Source organism: Xanthomonas sp. DAR 35659, from assembly GCF_041242975.1.
Taxonomy (GTDB): Bacteria; Pseudomonadota; Gammaproteobacteria; order Xanthomonadales; family Xanthomonadaceae; genus Xanthomonas_A; species Xanthomonas_A medicagonis.
Genome location: NZ_CP162488.1, coordinates 4,426,502 through 4,446,507, shown reverse-complemented (window position 1 = coordinate 4,446,507; position 20,006 = coordinate 4,426,502). Strand labels below are relative to the sequence as shown.

18 protein-coding genes and 1 other RNA gene are annotated in these 20,006 nt (G+C 70.9%); 13 read left to right on the top strand and 6 right to left on the bottom strand.

Annotated elements, in window-relative coordinates:
• Window positions 1-201: 201 nt before the first annotated feature.
• From AB3X07_RS18835 to AB3X07_RS18820, 4 genes are read right to left on the bottom strand one after another with little or no spacing between them, the layout of a single operon-like run.
• Window positions 202-1,587, bottom strand: coding sequence for an FAD-binding oxidoreductase (locus tag AB3X07_RS18835; RefSeq protein WP_369940267.1), 1,386 nt, complete (start codon window positions 1,585-1,587; stop codon window positions 202-204).
• Window positions 1,584-2,135, bottom strand: coding sequence for a metal-dependent hydrolase (locus AB3X07_RS18830; RefSeq protein ID WP_369940266.1), 552 nt, complete (start codon window positions 2,133-2,135; stop codon window positions 1,584-1,586). The genes AB3X07_RS18835 and AB3X07_RS18830 overlap by 4 nt, the downstream gene beginning before the upstream one ends.
• 1 nt (window position 2,136) lies before the next feature.
• On the bottom strand, window positions 2,137-2,505 hold the full coding sequence (locus tag AB3X07_RS18825) for a YraN family protein (protein ID WP_369940265.1): 369 nt from the start codon (window positions 2,503-2,505) through the stop codon (window positions 2,137-2,139).
• Window positions 2,495-4,219 (bottom strand): penicillin-binding protein activator, encoded by a 1,725-nt coding sequence (locus AB3X07_RS18820; RefSeq protein ID WP_369940263.1) that lies wholly within the window; start codon window positions 4,217-4,219, stop codon window positions 2,495-2,497. Before AB3X07_RS18820 ends, AB3X07_RS18825 begins: the two co-directional genes overlap by 11 nt.
• Window positions 4,220-4,299: 80 nt before the next feature.
• Here AB3X07_RS18820 and rsmI point away from each other — a divergent pair, with 80 nt between their 5' ends.
• Together rsmI and AB3X07_RS18810 are read left to right on the top strand one after the other, a co-directional pair.
• Window positions 4,300-5,124 carry a 16S rRNA (cytidine(1402)-2'-O)-methyltransferase gene (gene rsmI / locus AB3X07_RS18815; RefSeq protein WP_369940262.1) on the top strand — a complete coding sequence of 275 codons (825 nt, stop codon included), beginning with the start codon at window positions 4,300-4,302 and terminating at the stop codon, window positions 5,122-5,124.
• A gap of 168 nt (window positions 5,125-5,292) precedes the next feature.
• The gene (locus AB3X07_RS18810; RefSeq protein WP_369940261.1) at window positions 5,293-5,667 is read left to right on the top strand and encodes a hypothetical protein; all 375 of its coding nucleotides are present in this window, start codon (window positions 5,293-5,295) and stop codon (window positions 5,665-5,667) included.
• Window positions 5,668-5,719: 52 nt separating this feature from the next.
• Here AB3X07_RS18810 and rnpB read toward each other — a convergent pair.
• Both rnpB and AB3X07_RS18800 read right to left on the bottom strand, forming a co-directional pair.
• Window positions 5,720-6,085, bottom strand: an RNA gene (rnpB, locus tag AB3X07_RS18805) — RNase P RNA component class A.
• Window positions 6,086-6,124: 39 nt separating this feature from the next.
• Window positions 6,125-6,931: an NRDE family protein gene (locus tag AB3X07_RS18800; protein WP_369940260.1), complete on the bottom strand. Its 807-nt coding sequence runs from the start codon at window positions 6,929-6,931 to the stop codon at window positions 6,125-6,127.
• Window positions 6,932-7,301: 370 nt separating this feature from the next.
• Here AB3X07_RS18800 and AB3X07_RS18795 point away from each other — a divergent pair, with 370 nt between their 5' ends.
• From AB3X07_RS18795 to AB3X07_RS18745, 11 genes are read left to right on the top strand one after another with little or no spacing between them, the layout of a single operon-like run.
• Complete coding sequence (locus tag AB3X07_RS18795) at window positions 7,302-7,703, top strand: division/cell wall cluster transcriptional repressor MraZ (RefSeq protein ID WP_010344444.1); 402 nt, start codon at window positions 7,302-7,304, stop codon at window positions 7,701-7,703.
• A gap of 14 nt (window positions 7,704-7,717) precedes the next feature.
• Entirely contained in the window at window positions 7,718-8,830 is a 1,113-nt protein-coding gene (gene rsmH / locus AB3X07_RS18790; protein WP_369944809.1) for a 16S rRNA (cytosine(1402)-N(4))-methyltransferase RsmH, read from the top strand.
• The gene (gene ftsL / locus AB3X07_RS18785) at window positions 8,827-9,090 is read left to right on the top strand and encodes a cell division protein FtsL (RefSeq protein ID WP_369940258.1); all 264 of its coding nucleotides are present in this window, start codon (window positions 8,827-8,829) and stop codon (window positions 9,088-9,090) included. The genes rsmH and ftsL overlap by 4 nt, the downstream gene beginning before the upstream one ends.
• Entirely contained in the window at window positions 9,087-10,958 is a 1,872-nt protein-coding gene (locus tag AB3X07_RS18780; RefSeq protein ID WP_369940257.1) for a peptidoglycan D,D-transpeptidase FtsI family protein, read from the top strand. Before ftsL ends, AB3X07_RS18780 begins: the two co-directional genes overlap by 4 nt.
• Window positions 10,955-12,451: a UDP-N-acetylmuramoyl-L-alanyl-D-glutamate--2,6-diaminopimelate ligase gene (locus AB3X07_RS18775; RefSeq protein WP_369940256.1), complete on the top strand. Its 1,497-nt coding sequence runs from the start codon at window positions 10,955-10,957 to the stop codon at window positions 12,449-12,451. The genes AB3X07_RS18780 and AB3X07_RS18775 overlap by 4 nt, the downstream gene beginning before the upstream one ends.
• Entirely contained in the window at window positions 12,448-13,938 is a 1,491-nt protein-coding gene (locus tag AB3X07_RS18770; protein ID WP_369940254.1) for a UDP-N-acetylmuramoyl-tripeptide--D-alanyl-D-alanine ligase, read from the top strand. The genes AB3X07_RS18775 and AB3X07_RS18770 overlap by 4 nt, the downstream gene beginning before the upstream one ends.
• Window positions 13,928-15,013, top strand: coding sequence for a phospho-N-acetylmuramoyl-pentapeptide-transferase (gene mraY / locus AB3X07_RS18765; RefSeq protein WP_369940253.1), 1,086 nt, complete (start codon window positions 13,928-13,930; stop codon window positions 15,011-15,013). Before AB3X07_RS18770 ends, mraY begins: the two co-directional genes overlap by 11 nt.
• Entirely contained in the window at window positions 15,013-16,335 is a 1,323-nt protein-coding gene (gene ftsW / locus AB3X07_RS18760; protein WP_369940252.1) for a putative lipid II flippase FtsW, read from the top strand. The genes mraY and ftsW overlap by 1 nt, the downstream gene beginning before the upstream one ends.
• Window positions 16,332-17,597 (top strand): undecaprenyldiphospho-muramoylpentapeptide beta-N-acetylglucosaminyltransferase, encoded by a 1,266-nt coding sequence (gene murG, locus AB3X07_RS18755; RefSeq protein WP_369940250.1) that lies wholly within the window; start codon window positions 16,332-16,334, stop codon window positions 17,595-17,597. Before ftsW ends, murG begins: the two co-directional genes overlap by 4 nt.
• The gene (gene murC / locus AB3X07_RS18750; RefSeq protein ID WP_369940249.1) at window positions 17,594-19,030 is read left to right on the top strand and encodes a UDP-N-acetylmuramate--L-alanine ligase; all 1,437 of its coding nucleotides are present in this window, start codon (window positions 17,594-17,596) and stop codon (window positions 19,028-19,030) included. Before murG ends, murC begins: the two co-directional genes overlap by 4 nt.
• Window positions 19,027-19,968, top strand: a complete 942-nt coding sequence (locus AB3X07_RS18745; RefSeq protein WP_369940248.1) for a D-alanine--D-alanine ligase — start codon at window positions 19,027-19,029, stop codon at window positions 19,966-19,968. Before murC ends, AB3X07_RS18745 begins: the two co-directional genes overlap by 4 nt.
• Window positions 19,969-20,006: the final 38 nt, after the last annotated feature.

Sequence of the window (20,006 nt, the reverse complement as noted above, 5' to 3'; positions counted from 1 at the left end):
TGCGCCACTTAACGTCTGGTTCCGGTCAAGCCTATCTTGGGCGCCGGACTCAACTGGCGCACGAGGGCTCGCTGCAAAGACAAATTGATGGCCCCTAAATCAACCTGGGAGTTGCCCGGCTCTGCCGTGAGATGCCGTGGCCGTAGCCTGTGATCGATACCCCAGGGCGCCCATTTGCCGGTCCCTGATCCCGGGATGCCCTCACCGCTCCGGCAACACCTTCCCCGGATTGAGAATGCCGTCCGGGTCCAGCGCCCGCTTGATCGCGCGCATCGCCTCCAACGTCGCGGCATCGAACGCCTGCGCCATGTAATCGCGCTTGGCCACGCCGATGCCGTGTTCGCCCGATAGGGTGCCTTCCAGCGCCAGCACCAGCGCGAACAGCCGCGGCAGCGCGGCCTGCGCGCGCGCGGTCTCGTCGGCGTCGTCGGGCGCGTACATGATGTTGACGTGCAGGTTGCCGTTGCCGGCGTGGCCGAAGGCGACGATCGGCATGTCGAACTCGGCCGCCAGCGCTTCCACGCCGGCCACCAGGTCGGGGATGCGCGACACCGGCACCACCACGTCCTCGTTGATCTTGCCCGGCTTGATCGTGCGCAACGCCGGCGACAGCGCGCGCCGCGCCGCCCACAAGCGGTCGCGCGCGGCGCCGTCGGCGGCCACGTCCAGCGCCAGCAGACCGTCGCCTTCCGCCGCGGCGCCCAGCGCCTGCAGCGTGTAAGGCAGGGTGTCGTGGTCGCCATCGGCCTCGATCAGCAGCATCGCGCCGGCCTCGGGCACGTCGCTGCCGTTGCGGCGCAGCAGCGCGATCGCGCTGCGGTCCATGAATTCCAGCATGGTCGGCGTGCTCGGCTGCGCCATCAGCCGCGATACCGCCGCCGCGGCGCTGGCGGCGTCGCGGTACAGCGCGCGCAGGCCGGCCTGCGCCAGCGGCCGCGGCGACAGCTTCAGCGTCGCTTCCACGATCAGCGCCAGGGTGCCTTCGCTGCCGACCAGCAGGTGGGTCAGGTCGTAGCCGGTGGCGTCCTTGGTGTAGGCGCCGCCGCAGCGGATCAGCTCGCCTGTGCCGGTCACCGCGACCAGGCCGAGCACGTTGTCGCGGGTGGCGCCGTACTTCACCGCGCGCGGCCCGCCGGCGTTGGTGGAGAGGTTGCCGCCGATGCTGCAGATCTCGGCGCTGGACGGGTCCGGCGGCCAGAACAGGCCGTGCGCCATCAGCGCCTGCTGCAGGTCGCCGTTGAGCACGCCGGGTTCGACCACCGCGCAGCGGTCGGCAGGCCGCACTTGCAGGATGCGGTTCATGCGCGCGAACGACAGCACCACGCCGCCGTCGAACGGCACCGCGGCGCCGGCGGTGCCGGTGCCGGCGCCGCGCGCCACCAGCGGCACGCGGTGCGCGCGGCAGGCGCGCACGATCGCCTGCACCTGCGCGCGGGTCTGCGGCAGCGCCACCGCGTCGGCCAGCGCCCAGCGCCGCGAGTCGTCCTCGCCGTAGCTGCGCCGGCTGGCCTCGTCGGTGCGCCAGCCGGCGCTGCCGAGCAGGGCGGAGAGGGTATCGCGCAGTGCGGCGGGCAGCGGTGCGGTCATCGCGATGGTGGCGTAGAAGGAGGAGGGGACGCGGGCGGCTGCAGCAGTTTCCAGGTCAGCACCGCCAGCGCCAGCGGCAGCCACACCCAGCGCAGCTCCGACAGCACGGTGGCCATGCCGCGCGCGCTGAAGAAGCCGTTGGCGAACGGCGAGACCCGGATCGGCCGCCACGGCGCGAACCAGCGTTGCTCGCTCCACGGCCAGGCCAGCGCCACGCCGAGGCCGCCGGAGGTCATCGCATCGAGCAGCGGATGCGAGAGGGTGCAGACGAACAGCCAGGTGGCCGCCTGCAGCACCCCTGCGCGCAAGGGCCGGTGCAGCGCCGCGCCGAGCAGGCCCAGCACCGCGGCGAACAGCAGCGAGTGGCTGGCGCCGCGATGGCCGAAGGCGTCGGTGTAGGGGATGTGCAGGGCGAAGCCGAGCACGTCGGCGTCGGGCAGCATCGCCGCGACGATGCCGGCGCCGAGCAGGCGAGGGGAGATGCGGCCACGGTCGGCGGCCGCCCACAGCGCCAACGGGACCGCGGCATGGGTGAAGATGCTGGGCATGTCAGCAGTCGTCGGCGCGGAACGCGTCGCGCAGCCAGGTCAACCGCGGCGGCTCGCCGTCGGCCTCGACCACGTCGAAGCGACATGGCCAGGTGGCGTACTGCGGGTGCGCGGCCAGGAACAACTGCGCGGCCAGCACCAGCCGGCGCCGCTTGCGCAGGTCGACCGAGGCCGCGCCGCCACCGAACGCGTCGTTGCGCCGGTAGCGCACCTCGACGAACACCAGGCACTGCGCGTGGCGCATCACCAGGTCCAGTTCGCCGCCGCGATAGCTGACGTTGGCGGCGATCAGCTGCAGCCCGGCGCGCTCCAGTTCGGCGCGCGCCGCCGCTTCCACGTCGTTGCCGCGTTGCCGGCGGTCAGCGCCCATCGGCCAGCGGCGTGGCGCGCCCGCCACTGAAGGTGGACCAGGCCGGGGTGCGCAGGATGTTGCCGAAGCCGTCCAGGTGCAGCACGCCGGTGGCGCCGCGCAGGTTGGCGTCGGCGCCGGTGGCGAGCTTCTCCAGGTAGGCGCTGATCTGCCAGGCGTCGTAGCCGAACGCGAACAGGCGCCCGGCCGGGCCGCGCGCGGTCGGCAGGGTCTCGGCGACGCTGCTCGCCGCCGGCAGGCCGCCGACGCCGCGCACGTTCCACAGCTCGCTCGGATAGGCGATGCCGTCCAGCACCAGGTCGTCTTCCGGCTTGCCGGTGCCCAGCACCAACTGCGAGGTGGCGACCCGGGTCTTGCCGGCGAAGCCGGCCAGCGCCAGCTGCGGCGCCAACGCGCGCGCGGTGCCGCCCTTGACCGCCAGGAACACCGCGTCGGCGGCGCCGGCATTGCGCAGTTGCGCGCCGATGTCGCCTGGGGTGTCGGCCACGCTGACGCTGGCGGCGACCTTGCCGCCGCGCTCGCTGAAGCGCTCGCGGAACGCGGCCACCGCGCGGCGGCCGTTGTCGTCGTTGCTGCCGATCACCAGCGCGTTGCGGCGCTCGTGCGCCAGCAGGTACTCGGCGGCGGCGATGCCGTCGTCTTCCGGCGCCAGCGAGAATCCGGCACTGCCGGCCGGTGGCGCGCTGGTGCCGCGGTTCAGCGCCAGCAGCGGCACCGGCAGCGCGTCGCGCGCGAACAGCGCGCTGACCTCGTCGCGGCCGAGCGGGCCGACCACGAAGTCGGCGCCGCCGTCGATCGCCTTCTGGTAGGCGGCCAGCGCGCCGGCGGCGGTGCCGGTGGTGTCGATGAAGTTGATCTCCGGCCGGCGCCGGCTCTCGCCGTAGTAGCCGGCGAGCAGGCCGTCGCGCACCGGCGCGGCCGCGGTGGCCAGGCTGCCGCTCAGCGGCAGCAGCACCGCCAGCTTGGCCGGCGGGCGGTAGCCGTCGCGTTCGGCCGGCGGCCGCTTGCTGGTGTCGAAGCCCCACTGCGCGCCACGGTCGAACGGGCGCGGCAGCGGCAGGCCGCGGCTGATCAGCGCGCGCCCGGCGAAGTTGTACAGCGGATCGCCGGCCGGCAGCGCGGCGGCGCGGGCCTTGAGGGTGGCGTCGTCCAGCGCGGCCAGCAGGCGCACGATCGCGCGCTGGTTGTCGGTGCGTGCCTGGCCGGTCAGGCCGTTGTCGGCGCGGGCGCGTTCGTCCAGCGCCGCGGTGGCGTCGCCGGTGCCTTCCAGCGCCTGCGCGCGGGCCAGGTGCCAGCGCGCGCGCAGGTTCTGCGGCACCGCCTGCGGATCGCCGCCCAGCGCCTGCAGCGCCTGCGCCGGCTGGCGGTCGGCCAGCGCCAGTTCGGCATTGACCAGGGCCAGGCGCACCTTGCTCAGGCCCGACAACTGGCGTGGCTGCACCTGTGCCACCAGGCTGCGCGCGCGCGCGGCGTCGCCGCCCTCGTACCAGGCGAACGCGGCGTCGGCCAGCAACTGGTTGCGCTCGCCGCCAGTGGCGCCGGCGGCCTGCGCCTCGAGCTGCTGCGCCGCTTCCCGCGGCTTGCCCTGGTCCAGCAGCGCCAGCGCCGCGGACTGCGCCGGCGACGCGCTCTGGGTGACGCTGGTGGTGGCGCAGCCGGCGAACAGCAGCGCCAGCAGCGACAGGGCGGAAATCCTTGCGAATCGCTTGTTCATTTCTGGTCCATTCGGCAGGGCACGCCGGGCGCGCCGGGGAAAACCGCTACGATTCTACCCTTGACCATGGAAAGCCGTAGATGAGCGCCCAGCCCGGAACCCTGCACATCGTCGCCACGCCGATCGGCAACCTCGCCGACCTGACGCCGCGCGCGCAGGAGGTGCTGCGCGCGGTCGCCGCGATCTGCGCCGAGGACACCCGCCGCAGCGGCCAGTTGCTGTCGCATTTCGGCATCGCCACGCCGCTGCTGGCGCTGCACGAGCACAACGAGGACGCGCTGGCGCAGCGCATCGTCGCGCGCCTGGCCGGCGGCGAGTCGCTGGCCCTGGTCAGCGACGCCGGCACCCCGCTGGTCAGCGACCCCGGCTATCGCCTGGTGCGCGCGGCGCGTGCGGCCGGGGTGCGGGTCAGCCCGGTGCCCGGCGCCTGCGCCGCGATCGCCGCGCTCAGCGTGGCCGGCCTGCCCAGCGACCGCTTCAGCTTCGAGGGCTTCCTGCCGGCCAAGGCCGCGGCGCGCCGCGACCGGCTGACGCGGCTGGCCGGCGAGCCGCGCACCCTGGTGTTCTACGAGGCCTCGCACCGCATCGCCGAGTCCCTGGCCGACTGCCGCGCCGCCTTCGGCGACGCCCGCCCGGCGGTGCTGGCGCGGGAACTGACCAAGCTGTTCGAGACCGTGCTCGACGGCACCCTGGCCGACCTGCACGCCCGGGTCGAAGCCGACGACAACCAGCGCAAGGGCGAGTTCGTGCTGATCGTGCAGGGCGCCGGCGACGACGCCGACGCGCAACTGGCCGAGGGCCGCCGCGTCTACGCCAAGCTCAGCGAACACCTGCCGCCGTCCACCGCGGCCAAGCTGGCCGCCGAACTGACCGGTGCCTCGCGCAAGGCCTTGTACGGCGGTTGAGCTATAGCGTCGCTGTCCCCAGTCTCTTCCATGCCAGTTCCGCGAGCAAACACCATCAGCGCGTCCTTTCGGCCGTCTGCGATCTGTCTACTGGTCTAAGAGCTTCGACTTAAAGAATGTCTGTGCGATGTCGATATATGCCCATCGAGCATGTAGAGCAGTGATGCCATGTTTGGACTTGTAGCAGGGAAGGCGAAGCTCTTGTCAGAGTCTCTGAGCGAGAAGGTCGTCTCCGTTAAGGGGGCCGCGCTTGGATCGGTGGCAAGTGGTACAAATGCCGCTACCGAGTATTTGGAAAAGCATTGGCCGCAAATCGAGCGCGTTCTAGTCGATGGCATGTTGACTATTGCGCATGAACGCATCGCGGATGACGAGTCATTTTCGCTCGTGGCGGAAAAAGCCTTCGAGCTTCTGCCTACTGCGGTTCGCCTGTTGCTTCCTAGGTCAGCCTTCCTGGCCCACAGCGAAAAGCATCGAGCCTCGATCATTCAACTTATAGAAGGCAAGCGGCGAGAGCGCTTATTGCTTGAGAAGCAGCCGTAGCTGGCAAAGCTCACGCTTGATGCCGTCCGCGCAACGCGACTGAGCGAGGAAGTGGCGGAGCCGGCCGATAAGCCGGGTTCTGTCGTGGACAGTCATTCTTCTAGGCGCACCGTCACCGGTACGCTCGAGCAACCTACCCGGACCCGACGCGGGCCGCGCCATGAGGTCCCTATTTGGTCTTGCTCCAGGTGGGGTTTGCCGTGCCGGTCCGTTGCCGGACTCGCGGTGCGCTCTTACCGCACCATTTCACCCTTACCGGCCTGCTTGCGCAGACGTAGGCGGTATCTTTCTGTTGCACTTTCCGTCGGCTCGCGCCGCCCAGGCGTTACCTGGCACCTTGCCCTATGGAGCCCGGACTTTCCTCGGCATCCCGCCGCACCGAAATGCGAGGGGATGACGCGACTGTCTGGCCGACTCCGCCGCGCGCATTGTCGCACGTTGCGCCTGGCCACGGCATTCAGCCTGTCGGCCGGTGCTCCGCGGAAGCCCGGGCCCCTTGCCCTGGGGCCAGGTTTTCCAGCCGCGTCTCCCCCAGGAATACCCCGTCCGGACCGAACCGGCGCTCATGGATCCAGACGCGTCCGTCGCCGTCCACCGCGACGATGGTGCTCGCGCGGGTGCCGTAGTCGTGGCCGCGAATGAAGGCCGGCGACAGCCGCCGCTCCAGCTCCAGGCCGACGCCGGTGTCGGGCAGCCGCGCGTCGTCGGCGACGGTCTCGTCGGCCAGGGCCCGCCATAGCGGGGCCAGATCCTCGTCGCCCGCCGCGATCCAGTCCGCCACCGCCGCCTGCAGGCGCACGGTCTTCGGCCATGGCGCGTCGAGGGCGCCGTTGGACATGCCGTGCACGCCGGGCGCCAGCCGCTGCCGGGCCGGCGGGTGGTTGCCCAGATAGTGGGCGCCCTCGGCGTCGGCCAGCAGCAGGTTGAACGGCGGATAGGTGTCGGCGCGCAGCGCCAGGGCCTCGGCGAAGGCCGACGCCGGGGCGGCGCCGGCCAGGTAGTCGGCGACCAGGGCGCCGCGCGACGCGCCGGACATCGACGCCAGCGGGTCGCGCACATTGGTGACCACGGTGCAGCGGCCGGCATCGTCCAGCCCGACCCAACTGCCGCCGGAACGCAGATCGCGCCCGGCCAGCACCCGTTGCGCCGGGGCCGGCCAGCGCTGCAATGGCGCGGTCGGGCGGGCGTGGAACTCGTCGCGGTTGCCGACCAGCAGCAGGCGCCAGCGCGGATGCGATTGCAGGGCGAGAACGACCAGGCACATGGCCCAATTGTGCGGTCTTGCGCAGCGGGGCGCGAGGCGCGCCCTTGTCCGCGTCGCGGCTGGCTCCCGTCTTAACGCCCCGTGCACAGGGCTGAATTTCCGTTCAATCTCAAAATATGAGACGAAACAGCAACTTGTGGATAAGCCTTGAACAAGTCTCTAAAGAATGGCGCAAGCCATTGATGTGGCTAGCGATTTATCGCTCGCAAAGTTGTTGACAACCCTTTGCGCGCTGCTAAGGTGGGCACTTGAGGGGAAACCGGGTTTTTTGTGGTTTTTCGTGGTTCAATGACCGCCCAGGCGGATTCGGAAAGGTGCAGGCGTCGTGTTTCAGGGCGAGACCGCAATCACTGTGGACGACAAGGGGCGTATGGCGGTTCCCACCGCGTACCGCGACCTCGTCGCGCGCGTGAGCGGCAATCGGCTGGTGCTGACCTACAACCCGTTCGAGGCCGGCTGCCTGTGGCTGTACGCGGAGAAGGAGTGGGAGCGGGTCCGTGACGACGTCATGGCCAAGCCCAACACCCAGCGCGTGGTGCGGGTCCTGCAGCAGAAGCTGGTGGGTTCGTCGGCCGCGCTGGAGCTGGATGCCAACGCCCGCATCACCATTCCGCCGAGCCATCGCGCCGCGGTGGGCATTGAAAAGCGTGCCGTGCTCCTGGGCATGGGCGACAAGTTCGAACTGTGGAGCGAGCAGGCTCATCGCGCACTGATCCAGCAGACGTTGTCTGACGAGGATCTGGGCGATGGATTGCTCGATCTGAAGTTGTGAGTCGGGGTGTCCGGATGCGCGGACAGGCGCAGGCCGGTCACCTCCCGGTGTCGCAACCATCGGCGGCGCATGTGCCGGTGTTGTTCGCGCAGGTCCTGGACGGGCTGCAGGTGATCGAAAACGGAATCTATCTGGATGGCACGTTCGGGCGTGGCGGACACGCGCGCGGGGTGCTGCACAAACTCGGCCCGGGAGGCCGGCTGCTGGTGATGGACAAGGATCCCGAGGCGATCGCCGTAGCCGAACATGCGTTCGGCGACGATGCGCGCGTGGGCATCCGCCGCGGCAGCTTCGCCGACCTGGGCCAGTGGGACGCGGCCGTCGATCTGGACGGCGTGCTGTTCGACCTGGGCGTGTCCTCGCCGCAACTGGACGTGGCCGAGCGCGGCTTCTCCTTCGGCAAGGACGGCCCGCTGGACATGCGCATGGACCCCGACGCCGGCGAGAGCGCGGCGCAGTGGCTGGCGCGCGCCGACGAGCGCGCCATCGCCGACGTGCTGTGGACCTACGGAGAGGAGCGGCAGAGCCGGCGCATCGCCCGCGCGATCGTGGCGCGCCGCGCCGAGCAGCCGCTGATCCGCACCGCGCAACTGGCCGACCTGATCGCCAGCGTGATGCCGCGCGGCGACAGCAAGACCCACCCGGCCACGCGCAGCTTCCAGGCGATCCGCATCCACATCAACCGCGAACTGGCCGACCTCGAAACCGGGCTGGACGCGGCGCTGGCCGCGCTCAAGCCGGGCGGCCGGCTGGCGGTGATCAGCTTCCACTCGCTGGAAGACCGCATCGTCAAACAATTCATGCAGCGCCACGCCAAGGCGCCGCCGAGCAACCGCCGCCTGCCGGAGGCCGCCGCCTTCGTGCCGACCCTGCGCCTGCACGGTGGCGCGATCAAGGCCGAGACCGACGAACTGGCGGTGAACCCGCGTGCGCGCAGCGCGGTGTTGCGAGTGGCGGAGAAGCTGGGAATCGGGAATCGGGAATCGGGAATCGGTAAGAGCGAGAGCAAGAGCGCGCTTCCGGGTGCGGACGGTTTCCGGGTGCAGGCCACCGGCTCTTCCCCATTCCCCATTCCCGTTTCCCCATTCCCGCCGGCTCATGGCGTGCTCCAAAGGAGCGCGCCGTGAGCCGGCTACTGCTCGTCGTCCTGCTCGCCTGCACCGTCGCCTCGGCGATCGGCGTCGTCTACATGCGCCATCGCCATCGGCAGTTGTTCGTCGAGCTGTCGCGGCTGGAGCACGATCGCGACGAGCTGAACATCGAGTTCGGCCGGCTGCAGCTGGAGCAGGCGACCTGGGCCGAGAGCAATCGCGTCGATCAGGTCGCACGCGAGCGGCTGGGCATGAAGTTCCCGGAAACCGGCGACATCGTGGTGGTGCGGCCATGAGCAAGACCGGCCGCAATCGCCCGCGCAGCAACTTCAATCTCCGTGGCCGGCTACTGCTGGTCGGCGCCGCGCTGGGCCTGTGCTCGGTCACGTTGATCGGTCGCGCCGCCTACGTGCAGCTGATCAACGCCGATTTCTACCAGCGCCAGGGCGAGGCGCGCTATCTGCGCGAACTGCCGATCGCCACCTCGCGCGGCATGATCACCGACCGCAACGGCGAGCCGCTGGCGGTGTCCACGCCGGTGGAGTCGATCTGGGTCAATCCGCAGGAACTGCTGCGCAACCCGGACCGCATCCCGCAATTGGCGAAGGCGCTGGAGCTGCCCAGCGACGAACTGACCGCCAAGCTGTCGCAGAAGGCGGACAAGGAGTTCATGTACCTCAAGCGCCGGATCAATCCGGACAAGGCGCATGCGGTGGTCGCGCTGGGCATCCCGGGCGTGTTCTCGCAGCGCGAATTCCGTCGCTTCTACCCGCAGGGCGAAGCGATGGCGCATGTGCTCGGCTTCACCAACATCGACGACCGCGGCCAGGAAGGGCTGGAGCTGGCGTTCGACGAATGGCTGCGCGGCAAGCCCGGCGCCAAGCGCGTGATCCGCGACCGCAAGGGCGCGATCGTGGAGAGCATCGATCTGGTCAAGGCCGCCGAGCCGGGCAAGGATCTGACCCTGAGCATCGACCGCCGCATCCAGTTCCTGGCCTACAAGGAACTGCGCAAGGCGCTGGAAGAGAACAAGGCCGCCGCCGGCTCGATCGTGATCGTGGACGTGAACACCGGCGAGGTGTTGGCGATGGTCAACCTGCCGACCTACAACCCGAACGCGGTCAGCGGGGTCAACTCCGATGCGCGCCGCAATCGCGCGGTCACCGACCTGGTCGAGCCGGGCTCGACGATGAAGCCGCTGACGATCGCCACCGCCTTGCAGGCCGGGGTCGTCACTCCGAACACCGTCATCGACACCAACCCCGGGTTCATGACCCTGGGGCGCTACACCATCCGCGACGTGCCGCGGAACAACGGCGTGCTCAACGTCACCGGCGTGATCACCCGCAGCTCCAACATCGGCGCGGCCAAGATCGCCGCCAAGCTGGACGACCAGGCGTTCTATCAGTCGGTGCGCAAGTTCGGCTACGGCTCGGCGCCGCACAGCGGCTTCCCCGGCGAATCGTCGGGCGTGGTCTCGCATCCGGGCAGCCCGAGCTGGTACGGCACCACCAAGACCACGATGTCCTACGGCTACGGCCTGTCGGTGACGCCGCTGCAGATCGCCACCGCCTACACCGCGCTGGGCAACCACGGCAAGTTGATGCAGCCCACCTTCGTCAAGGGCCAGCACCAGGAACCGCGCGAGGTGATCAGCCCGGAAGTGGCCAAGGAAGTGGTGGCGATGATGGAAACCGTGGTCACCCAGGGCGGCGCCAAGGGCGCGGCGGTGCTCGGCTACCACGTCGCCGGCAAGACCGGCACCGCGCGCCTGAACGGCCCCGGCGGCTATATCCGCGGCCACTACAACGCGCTGTTCGCCGGCCTGGTGCCGGCGACCAATCCGCGCTTCGCCACGGTCATCGTGATCAACGACCCGCAGGGCGCCAAGTACTACGGCGGCCTGGTCTCGGCGCCGGTGTTCCACAACGTGATGGAAGGCGCGCTGCGCCTGATGGACGTGCCGCCGGACGACATCCAGGCATGGCTGGCGGCGCAGGCCGCCGGCAAGAGCGGCCATGCGCCGCCGCCGGCGGTGGTGGAACCGGATCCGGCGGTCGTACCCGACGCCGCGGCCGAGGTGGAAGCGGCGCTGCCGAGCGCGCGCGCCGTCGCCCCGGCGCCGGCCGGATTGCCGGCGCCCTTGCCGGAGAGCCACCAGTGAGCCGCGTGCTGCCGCTGTCGCAACTGCTGCCGGGCGTGGCGCTGGCGCGCGATGTGCAGGTGTCCGGGCTGGTCATGGACAGCCGCGCGGTGCGCCCGGGCGATGCCTTCGTGGCGATCGCCGGGTTCGGCGCGCACGGGCTGGGCTTCGTCGAACAGGCGCGCGCCAACGGCGCCGCGGCGATCCTGTTCGAGCCGCCGGCGCCGGCCGAGCTGCCGGCCCCGGCCGATGCGATCGCGGTGCCGGGCCTGCGCGCGCGCATGGGCGCGATGGCCGACCAGTTCCACGGCCATCCGTCGCAGACCATGACCATGGTCGGGGTCACCGGCACCAACGGCAAGACCTCCACCGTGCAGTTGCTGGCGCAGGCCTGGCAGCGCCTGGGCACGCGCAGCGGCAGCATCGGCACGCTCGGCGTGGGCCTATACGGCGACGTGGTGCCGACCGGCTTCACCACCCCGCTGGTGCTGCAGACGCATGCGCTGCTGGCGCAGTTGCGCGACGCCGGCGCGCAGGCGGTGGCAATGGAGGTCAGTTCCCACGCGCTCGACCAGGGCCGCGTGGACGCGGTGCATTTCGACGTGGCGGTGTTCACCAACCTCACCCGCGATCACCTGGACTACCACGGCGACATGGCCCGCTATGGCGCGGCCAAGGCGCGCCTGTTCGCCACGCCGGGGTTGAAGTCGGCGGTGGTCAACCTGGACGACGCGTTCGGCCGTGCATTGCTGGAGACGCTGGACCCGGCGCTGCGCCGCATCGGCGTCAGCTCGCGCGGCCAGGCCGGCGCCACGGTGCGTGCCGAGGGCCTGCGCCTGGATGCGCGCGGCATCGGCTTCGACCTGCTGATCGGCGAGGCGCGCCACCCGGTGCAGTCGGCGTTGCTCGGTCGCTTCAACGTGGACAACCTGCTGGCCGTGGCCGGCGCGCTGCATGCGCTGGACGTGGCACCGGTGCGCATCGCCGCCACGCTGTCGCAGCTGCAACCGATCCGCGGGCGCATGAACCGCCTCGGCGGGCACGACGCGCAGCCGTTGCTGGTGGTCGATTACGCGCACACCCCGGACGCGCTGGAGCAGGCGCTGGGCAGCCTGCGCGGCCACGCGCATGGCCGCCTGCTGTGCGTGTTCGGCTGCGGCGGCGAGCGCGATACCGGCAAGCGCCCGCAGATGGCGGCGATCGCGCAGCGCCTGGCCGACGCGGTGATCGTCACCGACGACAATCCGCGCGGCGAGGACGGCGACCGCATCGTCGCCGACATCCTGGCCGGCTTCACCGACCCGCACGCGGTGCGCGTGCAGCGCGACCGCGCACAGGCCATCGCCCAGGCCGTGGCCGAGGCCGGTGCCGACGACATCGTGCTGATCGCCGGCAAGGGCCACGAGCCCTACCAGGAGATCGCCGGCATCAAGCATCCGTTCGACGATACCGAGGTCGCCGCGCAGGCGTTGCAGGCGCGCGTCCAGGTCCAGGCCGGGGAGGGCGTGCGATGAAGCGTCTGCCGCTGTCGATGCTCGCGCACTGGGCCGGCGCCGACCTGCATGGCGACGACGTGGCGATCGATGCGATCGCCCACGACACCCGCACGCTGGCGCCGGGCAGCCTGTACGTGGCGCTGCGCGGCGAGCGCTTCGACGGCCATGCCTTCGCCGCCGATGCCGCCGCGCGCGGCGCCAGCGCGCTGCTGGTGGAGACGCTGCAGCCGCAGGTCGAGCTGCCGCAGATCGTCGCCGCCGACACGCAAGTCGCGCTGGCGCGGATCGCCGCCGGCATGCAGCGCGGCCGCGCCACCCGCGTGGCCGCGCTCACCGGCAGCAACGGCAAGACCAGCGTCAAGGCGCTGCTGCTGGCGATTCTGCAGCACGCCTGCCGCATCGACGGCGGCAGCGTCTACGCCAACCCCGGCAACCGCAACAACGAGATCGGCCTGCCGCTGGCGGTGATCGAGGCGCCGGACGACGCCGACTACGCGATCTACGAGATGGGCGCGGGCAAGCCGGGCGACATCGCCTACCTGACCGAGATCGCGCCGCCGCACGTGGCGCTGGTCAACAACGTCGCCGCGGCGCATCTGGAACGCCTGGGCAGCCTGCTTGGCGTGGCGCAGACCAAGGGCGCGATCTACGCCACGCTGCCGGCCGACGGCACCGCGGTGATCAACGCCGACGACGCGTTCGGACGGTGGTTCGAGCAACGCCTGCCGACGGCGCCGGCCCCGCGCGTGCTGCGCTTCGGCCTGCAGGCCAGCGCCGAGGTCACCGCCACGCAACTGCGCCTGCACGCGGATCGCTCGCAGTTCGTGCTGGTCACCCCGCACGGCGAGGTCGCCGCGACCATGCCGCTGCCGGGTCGCCACAATCTGATGAACGCGCTGGCCGCCGCGTCGCTGGCGCTGGCGCTGGACATCGCGCCGGCGCTGATCGCCGCCGGCCTGGCGCAGGTACAGCCCGTGCCGGGCCGGCAGATCGCGCACACGCTGCCCGGTGGCGCGGTGCTGATCGACGACAGCTACAACGCCAACCCCGGCTCGCTGGCCGCGGCGATCGACGCCCTGGCCGCGGTCGGCGGCGAGCGCTGGCTGGTGCTGGGCGACATGCGCGAACTGGGCGAGGACGCCGAGGCGCTGCACGCCAGCGGCGGCCGCCGCGCGCGCGACGCGGGGCTGACTCGGCTGTACGCGCTGGGCCCGCTCAGCGCCGTCGCCGCGCAGGCGTTCGGCGAGAACGGCCGGGTGTTCGACAGCCATGCGGCGCTGATCGAGGCGTTGCGGCGCGATCTGGCGGCGCTGGCCGGGAATCGGCAAGAGCAGGATCAAGAGCAGGAATCGAAGCACATGCATGAGAACACCGGCGTGCCGTCCGATGGCGCGCTCTCGCGGGTCCCGGCCACGCTCCTCGTCAAGGGATCGCGCGGCAGCGCCATGGACCGGATCGTGAGCGCGCTGCTGGCGCAGGCAGAGGAGGCGCCGCATGCTGCTTGAACTCGCGCGCTGGCTGCAGCAGCTCGAAAGCATGTTCGGGCTGTTCGGCTATTTGACCTTCCGCGGCATCCTCGCGGCGCTGACCTCGCTGTTCCTGTCGCTGTGGCTGGGCCCGGCGGTGATCCGCAAGCTGGCGCAGTTCAAGGGTGGCCAGCCGATCCGCCAGGATGGTCCGCAGACCCATTTCTCCAAGGCCGGCACGCCGACCATGGGCGGCTCGCTGATCCTGCTCACCGTGCTGCTGTCGGTGCTGCTGTGGGGCGACCTGCGCAACCGCTACGTGTGGCTGGTGCTGGCGGTGATGCTGGCGTTCGGCGTGATCGGCTGGTACGACGACTGGATCAAGATCGTGCGCCGCGACCCGAACGGGCTGAAGTCGCGCTGGAAGTACCTGCTGCAGTCGATCTTCGGCCTGGCCGCCGGCCTGTTCCTGTACTACACCGCCGACGTGCCGGCGGCGATCACCTTCTACATCCCGATGTTCAAGTCGATCGCGCTGCCGCTGGCCGGGGTCAGCTTCGTCGCCATCGCCTACTTCTGGATCGTCGGCTTCTCCAACGCGGTCAACCTCACCGACGGCCTCGATGGGCTGGCGATCATGCCCACGGTGCTGGTCGCCTGCGCGCTGGGCGTGTTCGCCTACGCCTCGGGCAACGCGGTGTTCTCGGCCTACCTGAAGATCCCGTCGATCCCCGGCGCCGGCGAGCTGATCATCATCTGCGCGGCGATTGCCGGCGCGGGCCTGGGCTTCTTGTGGTTCAACACCTACCCGGCGATGGTGTTCATGGGCGACATCGGCGCGCTGGCGCTGGGCGCGGTGCTGGGCACCATCGCGGTGATCGTGCGCCAGGAACTGGTGCTGGTGATCATGGGCGGCGTGTTCGTCATCGAGACCCTGTCGGTGATGATCCAGGTCGCCTCGTTCAAGCTCACCGGCAAACGCGTGTTCCGCATGGCGCCGATCCACCACCACTTCGAATTGAAGGGCTGGCCGGAGCCGCGGGTGATCGTGCGCTTCTGGATCATCTCGGTGGTGCTGGTGCTGGTCGGCCTGGCCACGTTGAAGGTGCGCTGATGAACGACACTGCCCGCCAAGCGACCCGGCTGGAGGCCATCGGCGGCCGCTACGACCCATGGCTGCTCGGCGCCGCCGTGGCGCTGGCCGCGCTGGGCGTGGTGATGGTCGGCTCCAGTTCGATCGAACTGACCACCAGCCCGTTCTACTACCTGAGCCGGCATCTGCTGTTCCTGGCCGGTGGCGTCGGGCTGGCGATCTGGGCGATGCGCACCGAGCTGAAGAACATCGAGCAGTACAACCAGTTGCTGCTGCTGGCCTGCTTCGCCCTGTTGCTGGTGGTTTTCGTGCCCGGCCTGGGCAGCACCGTCAACGGCGCGCGGCGCTGGATCAACCTGGGCATCTCCCGCTTCCAGACCGTGGAAGCGGTGAAGGTGCTGTACATCGTGTGGCTGTCCAGCTACCTGGTGCGCTTCCGCGACGAGGTCAACGCGACCTGGCCGGCGATGCTCAAGCCGCTGGGCGTGGCGGTGGCGCTGGTCGGCCTGCTGCTGCTGCAGCCGGACTTCGGCTCCTCCACGCTGCTGCTGGCGATCACCGCCGGCATGCTGGTGCTGGGCGGGGTGAACCTGCCGCGCATGTCGATGCCGATCGTGATCGGCCTGCCGGTGTTCGCCTTCATCGCGATCCTGGAGCCGTACCGGCTGCGCCGCATCACCTCGTTCCTGGATCCGTGGGCCGACCAGCTCGGCTCCGGCTACCAGCTGTCCAACGCGCTGATGGCGGTGGGGCGCGGCGAACTGTTCGGGGTCGGCCTGGGCGGCTCGGTGCAGAAGCTCAACTACCTGCCCGAAGCGCATACCGACTTCATCTTCTCGGTGATCGCCGAGGAACTGGGCTTCGTCGGCGTGTGCCTGATCGTGGCGCTGTATGCGCTGCTGGTCGGGCGCGCCTTCTGGTTGGGCATGCGCTGCGTGGAGATGAAGCGCCACTTCTCCGGCTACATCGCCTTCGGCATCGGCCTGTTGATCAGCCTGCAGAGCTTCGTCTCGGTTGGCGTGAACCTGGGCATCCTGCCGACCAAGGGCCTGACCCTGCCGCTGATCTCCGCCGGCGGCTCCAGCGTGCTGATGACCTGCGTGGCGATGGGCCTGCTGCTGCGCGTGTCCTACGAACTCAACCGCGCCGAGCGCCAGGTGGCGTTGGTGCGCAGCGATGCGGCGATGCCGGTCAAGCAGACCGTGGACAACGCCGAGGACCTGCACGCCGCGCGCGAGGCCAGCGCCAGCGCGGTCGCCGCGGCGATCCAGGCCGGCGCGCCGGGCCGCGGCACCAGCCGCATGCAGCCGCGCGTCGAGCCGACCTTCGGGAGGCTGGGATGAGCGCGACGGCGTCCGTCTCCGCTGCCGCCTCCGCGGCGCCGGTGATGATCCTCGCCGGCGGCACCGGCGGGCACATCTTCCCCGCGCTGGCCGTGGCCAAGGTGCTGCGCGCGCGCGGCGTGCCGGTGGTGTGGCTGGGCGCGGCCGGGCGCATGGAGACGCAACTGGTGCCGCAGCACGGCATCGAGATCGACACCATCGCCATCGGCGGCCTGCGCGGCAAGGGCGCGCTGGCGTTGCTTGGCGCGCCGGTGCGGGTGCTGCGCGCGGTGCGCGCCGCCGGCTTCGTGCTGCGCCGGCGCGCGCCGCGCGCGGTGATCAGTTTCGGCGGGTTCGCCGCCGGTCCCGGTGGCCTGGCCGCGCGCCTGCTCAAGGTGCCGCTGCTGGTGCACGAACAGAACCGCGCGCCGGGCCTGACCAACAAGGTGCTGGCACGGCTGGCGCGGCGCGTGCTGACCGGCTTCCCCGGCAGCTTCGCCACGCGCGAGGAAGCGGTGGGCAACCCGGTGCGCGCCGAGATCGCCGCGCTGGCCGCGCCGGTGCAGCGGTTCGCCGCGCGCGATGGCGCGGTGCGCCTGCTGGTGCTCGGCGGCAGCCAGGGCGCGCGGGTGCTGAACCAGGCGCTGCCGCGCGCGCTGGCCGCGCTCGGCGCGCAGGTCGAGGTGCGCCATCAGTGCGGCGAGAAGCTGCGCGACGAAGCGGCGCAGGCCTATGCCGAGGCCGGTGTCGCCGCCAGCGTCGAAGCCTTCATCGGCGACATGGCCGCGGCCTACGCCTGGGCCGACCTGGTGGTGTGCCGCGCCGGCGCCTCGACCCTGGCCGAACTGTGCGCGGTGGGCATCGGCAGCGTGCTGGTGCCGTTCGCCGCCGCGGTCGACGACCACCAGACCCGCAACGCCGAATACCTGGTCGAACGTGGCGCCGCGGTGCTGCTCAAGCAGGACGACGCCCTGGCGAGCAACCTGCAGGGCGTGCTGCGCGACCTGCTCGGCAACCCCGGCAAGCGCCTGGCGATGGCCGAAGCGGCGCGCACCCTGGCCAAGCCGGACGCGGCCGAGCGGATCGCGGACATCGTGCTCGAAGAAGACGGGAGTGGTGAATCGGGAATGGGGAATGGGTACAAGCACAATCAAGGGCAGAACCACGCAGTGACACACGCAGACACGAACACGCGACAGGCACGGATCGCCACGGCCGCCGCGCCTTTCCCGATTCCCGATTCCCGATTCCCCATTCCCGCCTCCGCAGGAGGCCACCAATGATCCGCCGTCTCCACGACACCGGCGATCTGGTCCGCGCGTTTCCGCGCGTGCACTTCGTCGGCATCGGCGGCACCGGCATGAGCGGCATCGCCGAGGTCATGCTGACCCTGGGCTATGAGGTCTCCGGCTCCGACAACGCCGACAATGCGGCCACGCGGCGGCTGGTCAAGCTCGGCGCGCGGGTGATGCGCGGGCACTCGGCGGCCAACGTGCTGGGCACCGACTGCGTGGTGGTGTCCAGCGCGATCCGCGAGGACAACCCGGAACTGATGGAGGCGCGCAGCCAGCGCATTCCGATCATGCCGCGCGCGGCGATGCTGGCCGAGCTGATGCGCTTCCGCCGCGGCATCGCGGTGGCCGGCACCCACGGCAAGACCACCACCACCAGCCTGGCTGCGGCGGTGCTCAGCGAAGGCGGGCTGGACCCGACCTTCGTGATCGGCGGGCAACTGCTCGCCGCCGGCGCCAACGCCAAGCTCGGCGGCGGCCAGTGGCTGGTGGCCGAGGCCGACGAGAGCGACGGCAGCTTCCTGCGCCTGAATCCGCTGATCTCGGTCATCACCAACATCGATGCCGATCACCTGGAGAACTACGGCAACGACTTCGCCCGGGTCCAGGCCGCCTTCGCCGAGTTCCTGCAGCGCCTGCCGTTCTACGGCCTGGCGGTGCTGTGCATCGACGATCCGGAAGTGGCCGCGCTGGCGGCGAAGACGCCGCGCCACGTGATGAGCTATGGCCTCAGCGAGAACGCCGACGTGCGCGCCGAGGACGTGGTCCAGGACGGTCCGCGCATGCGCTTCACCCTGCGCCTGCCCGAAGGCAGCAGCATCCCGGTGACCCTCGCACTGCCGGGTCGCCACAACGTCCTCAATGCGCTGGCCGCCGCCGCCATCGGCTGGCAGCTCGGCGTGGCGCCGGAGGCGATCGCCAGCGCACTGCAGAGCTTCGCCGGCATCGGCCGCCGCTTCAACGACCTGGGCGAAGTGACCACCGCCAGCGGCGCGCGCGTGCGCCTGGTCGACGACTACGGCCACCATCCGCGCGAACTGGCCGCGGTGTTCGCCGCCGCGCGTGGCGGCTGGCCAGACAAGCGCCTGGTGGTCGCGTTCCAGCCGCATCGCTACAGCCGCACCCGCGACCAGTTCGACGCCTTCGCCGCGGTGCTGTCGGAAGTGGACGCGCTGGTCCTCAGCGAGGTCTATCCGGCCGGCGAGGCGCCGATCCCCGGCGCCGACGCGCGTTCGCTGGCACGCGCGATCCGGGCGCGCGGCCGCAGCGAGCCGGTGGTGGTGGGCCAGGTCGCCGAGTTGGGCAATGTGTTGCCGGACGTGCTGCAGGACGGCGACCTGCTGCTGATGATGGGCGCCGGCGACATCGGCTACGTCGCCCAGCACATCGCCCAGGACGGCTTCGCCGCGGGAGCGGACGCATGAGCGCGCCGACCCTGCCGCCGACGCGCGTCACCGACGCGGCCGCGTTCGGCCGCGTCGCCGTGCTGCTCGGCGGCAGCTCCAGCGAGCGCGAGGTGTCGCTGAACTCCGGCGCCAACGTGCTCGAGGCGCTGCGCAGCCTTGGCGTCGACGCGCAGCCGGTGGACGGCATTCCCGCCCTGCTCGAGCGCATCCGCGCCGGCGAGGTCGACCGTGTGTTCAACATCCTGCACGGCGGCGACGGCGAGAACGGCGTGCTGCAGGGCCTGCTGCGCGCGCTGCAGGTGCCGTTCACCGGTCCCGACGTGCTCGGCAGCGCGCTGACCCTGGACAAGATCCGCACCAAGCAGGTGTGGATCGCCGCCGGCCTGCCGACGCCGGGCTTTGCCCGCATCGACGCCGCGGCCGACCTGGCCGCCGCGGCCGCCGCGCTGGGCTATCCGCTGTTCGTCAAGCCGGCCTGCGAAGGGTCCAGCGTCGGCGTGTTCCGGGTGCTGTCCGAGGCCGACCTGGCGCCGGTGCGCGCCTTCGCCGCCGACTACCGCGGCGAACTGCTGATGGAGCAGATGGTGCAGGGCGAGGAATACACCGTCGGCATCCTCGGCGACGTCGCGCTGCCCTCGATCCGCATCGTCCCCGCCGGCGACTGGTACGACTACCACGCCAAGTACATCGCCGAGGACACCCAGTACCTGTGCCCGGGCATGAGCGGCGAGGACGAGACCCGGATCCGCCAGCTCGCGCTGCAGGCCTTCGCCGCGGCCGGTTGCAGCGGCTGGGGCCGCGTCGACGTGATGCGCGACCGCGTGCGCGGCCTGCAGTTGATCGAGGTCAACACCGCGCCCGGCATGACCAGCCATTCGCTGGTGCCCAAGGCCGCGGCGCAGCTGGGCGTGGATTTCGCAGGCCTGTGCTGGCGGATCCTGGAGCAGACGCTGTGAAGCCGGGAATGGGGAGTCGGGAATCGGGAATGGGGAAG

What these genes read in the sequence shown, in the direction of transcription:
- AB3X07_RS18835 (WP_369940267.1), bottom strand. Translation starts at nt 1,587, where the DNA reads ATGACCGCACCGCTGCCCGCCGCACTGCGCGATACCCTCTCCGCCCTG.
- AB3X07_RS18830 (WP_369940266.1), bottom strand. Translation starts at nt 2,135, where the DNA reads ATGCCCAGCATCTTCACCCATGCCGCGGTCCCGTTGGCGCTGTGGGCG.
- AB3X07_RS18825 (WP_369940265.1), bottom strand. Translation starts at nt 2,505, where the DNA reads ATGGGCGCTGACCGCCGGCAACGCGGCAACGACGTGGAAGCGGCGGCG.
- AB3X07_RS18820 (WP_369940263.1), bottom strand. Translation starts at nt 4,219, where the DNA reads ATGAACAAGCGATTCGCAAGGATTTCCGCCCTGTCGCTGCTGGCGCTG.
- rsmI (WP_369940262.1), top strand. Translation starts at nt 4,300, where the DNA reads ATGAGCGCCCAGCCCGGAACCCTGCACATCGTCGCCACGCCGATCGGC.
- AB3X07_RS18810 (WP_369940261.1), top strand. Translation starts at nt 5,293, where the DNA reads ATGTTTGGACTTGTAGCAGGGAAGGCGAAGCTCTTGTCAGAGTCTCTG.
- AB3X07_RS18800 (WP_369940260.1), bottom strand. Translation starts at nt 6,931, where the DNA reads ATGTGCCTGGTCGTTCTCGCCCTGCAATCGCATCCGCGCTGGCGCCTG.
- AB3X07_RS18795 (WP_010344444.1), top strand. Translation starts at nt 7,302, where the DNA reads ATGGCGGTTCCCACCGCGTACCGCGACCTCGTCGCGCGCGTGAGCGGC.
- rsmH (WP_369944809.1), top strand. Translation starts at nt 7,718, where the DNA reads ATGCGCGGACAGGCGCAGGCCGGTCACCTCCCGGTGTCGCAACCATCG.
- AB3X07_RS18780 (WP_369940257.1), top strand. Translation starts at nt 9,087, where the DNA reads ATGAGCAAGACCGGCCGCAATCGCCCGCGCAGCAACTTCAATCTCCGT.
- AB3X07_RS18770 (WP_369940254.1), top strand. Translation starts at nt 12,448, where the DNA reads ATGAAGCGTCTGCCGCTGTCGATGCTCGCGCACTGGGCCGGCGCCGAC.
- mraY (WP_369940253.1), top strand. Translation starts at nt 13,928, where the DNA reads ATGCTGCTTGAACTCGCGCGCTGGCTGCAGCAGCTCGAAAGCATGTTC.
- ftsW (WP_369940252.1), top strand. Translation starts at nt 15,013, where the DNA reads ATGAACGACACTGCCCGCCAAGCGACCCGGCTGGAGGCCATCGGCGGC.
- murG (WP_369940250.1), top strand. Translation starts at nt 16,332, where the DNA reads ATGAGCGCGACGGCGTCCGTCTCCGCTGCCGCCTCCGCGGCGCCGGTG.
- murC (WP_369940249.1), top strand. Translation starts at nt 17,594, where the DNA reads ATGATCCGCCGTCTCCACGACACCGGCGATCTGGTCCGCGCGTTTCCG.
- AB3X07_RS18745 (WP_369940248.1), top strand. Translation starts at nt 19,027, where the DNA reads ATGAGCGCGCCGACCCTGCCGCCGACGCGCGTCACCGACGCGGCCGCG.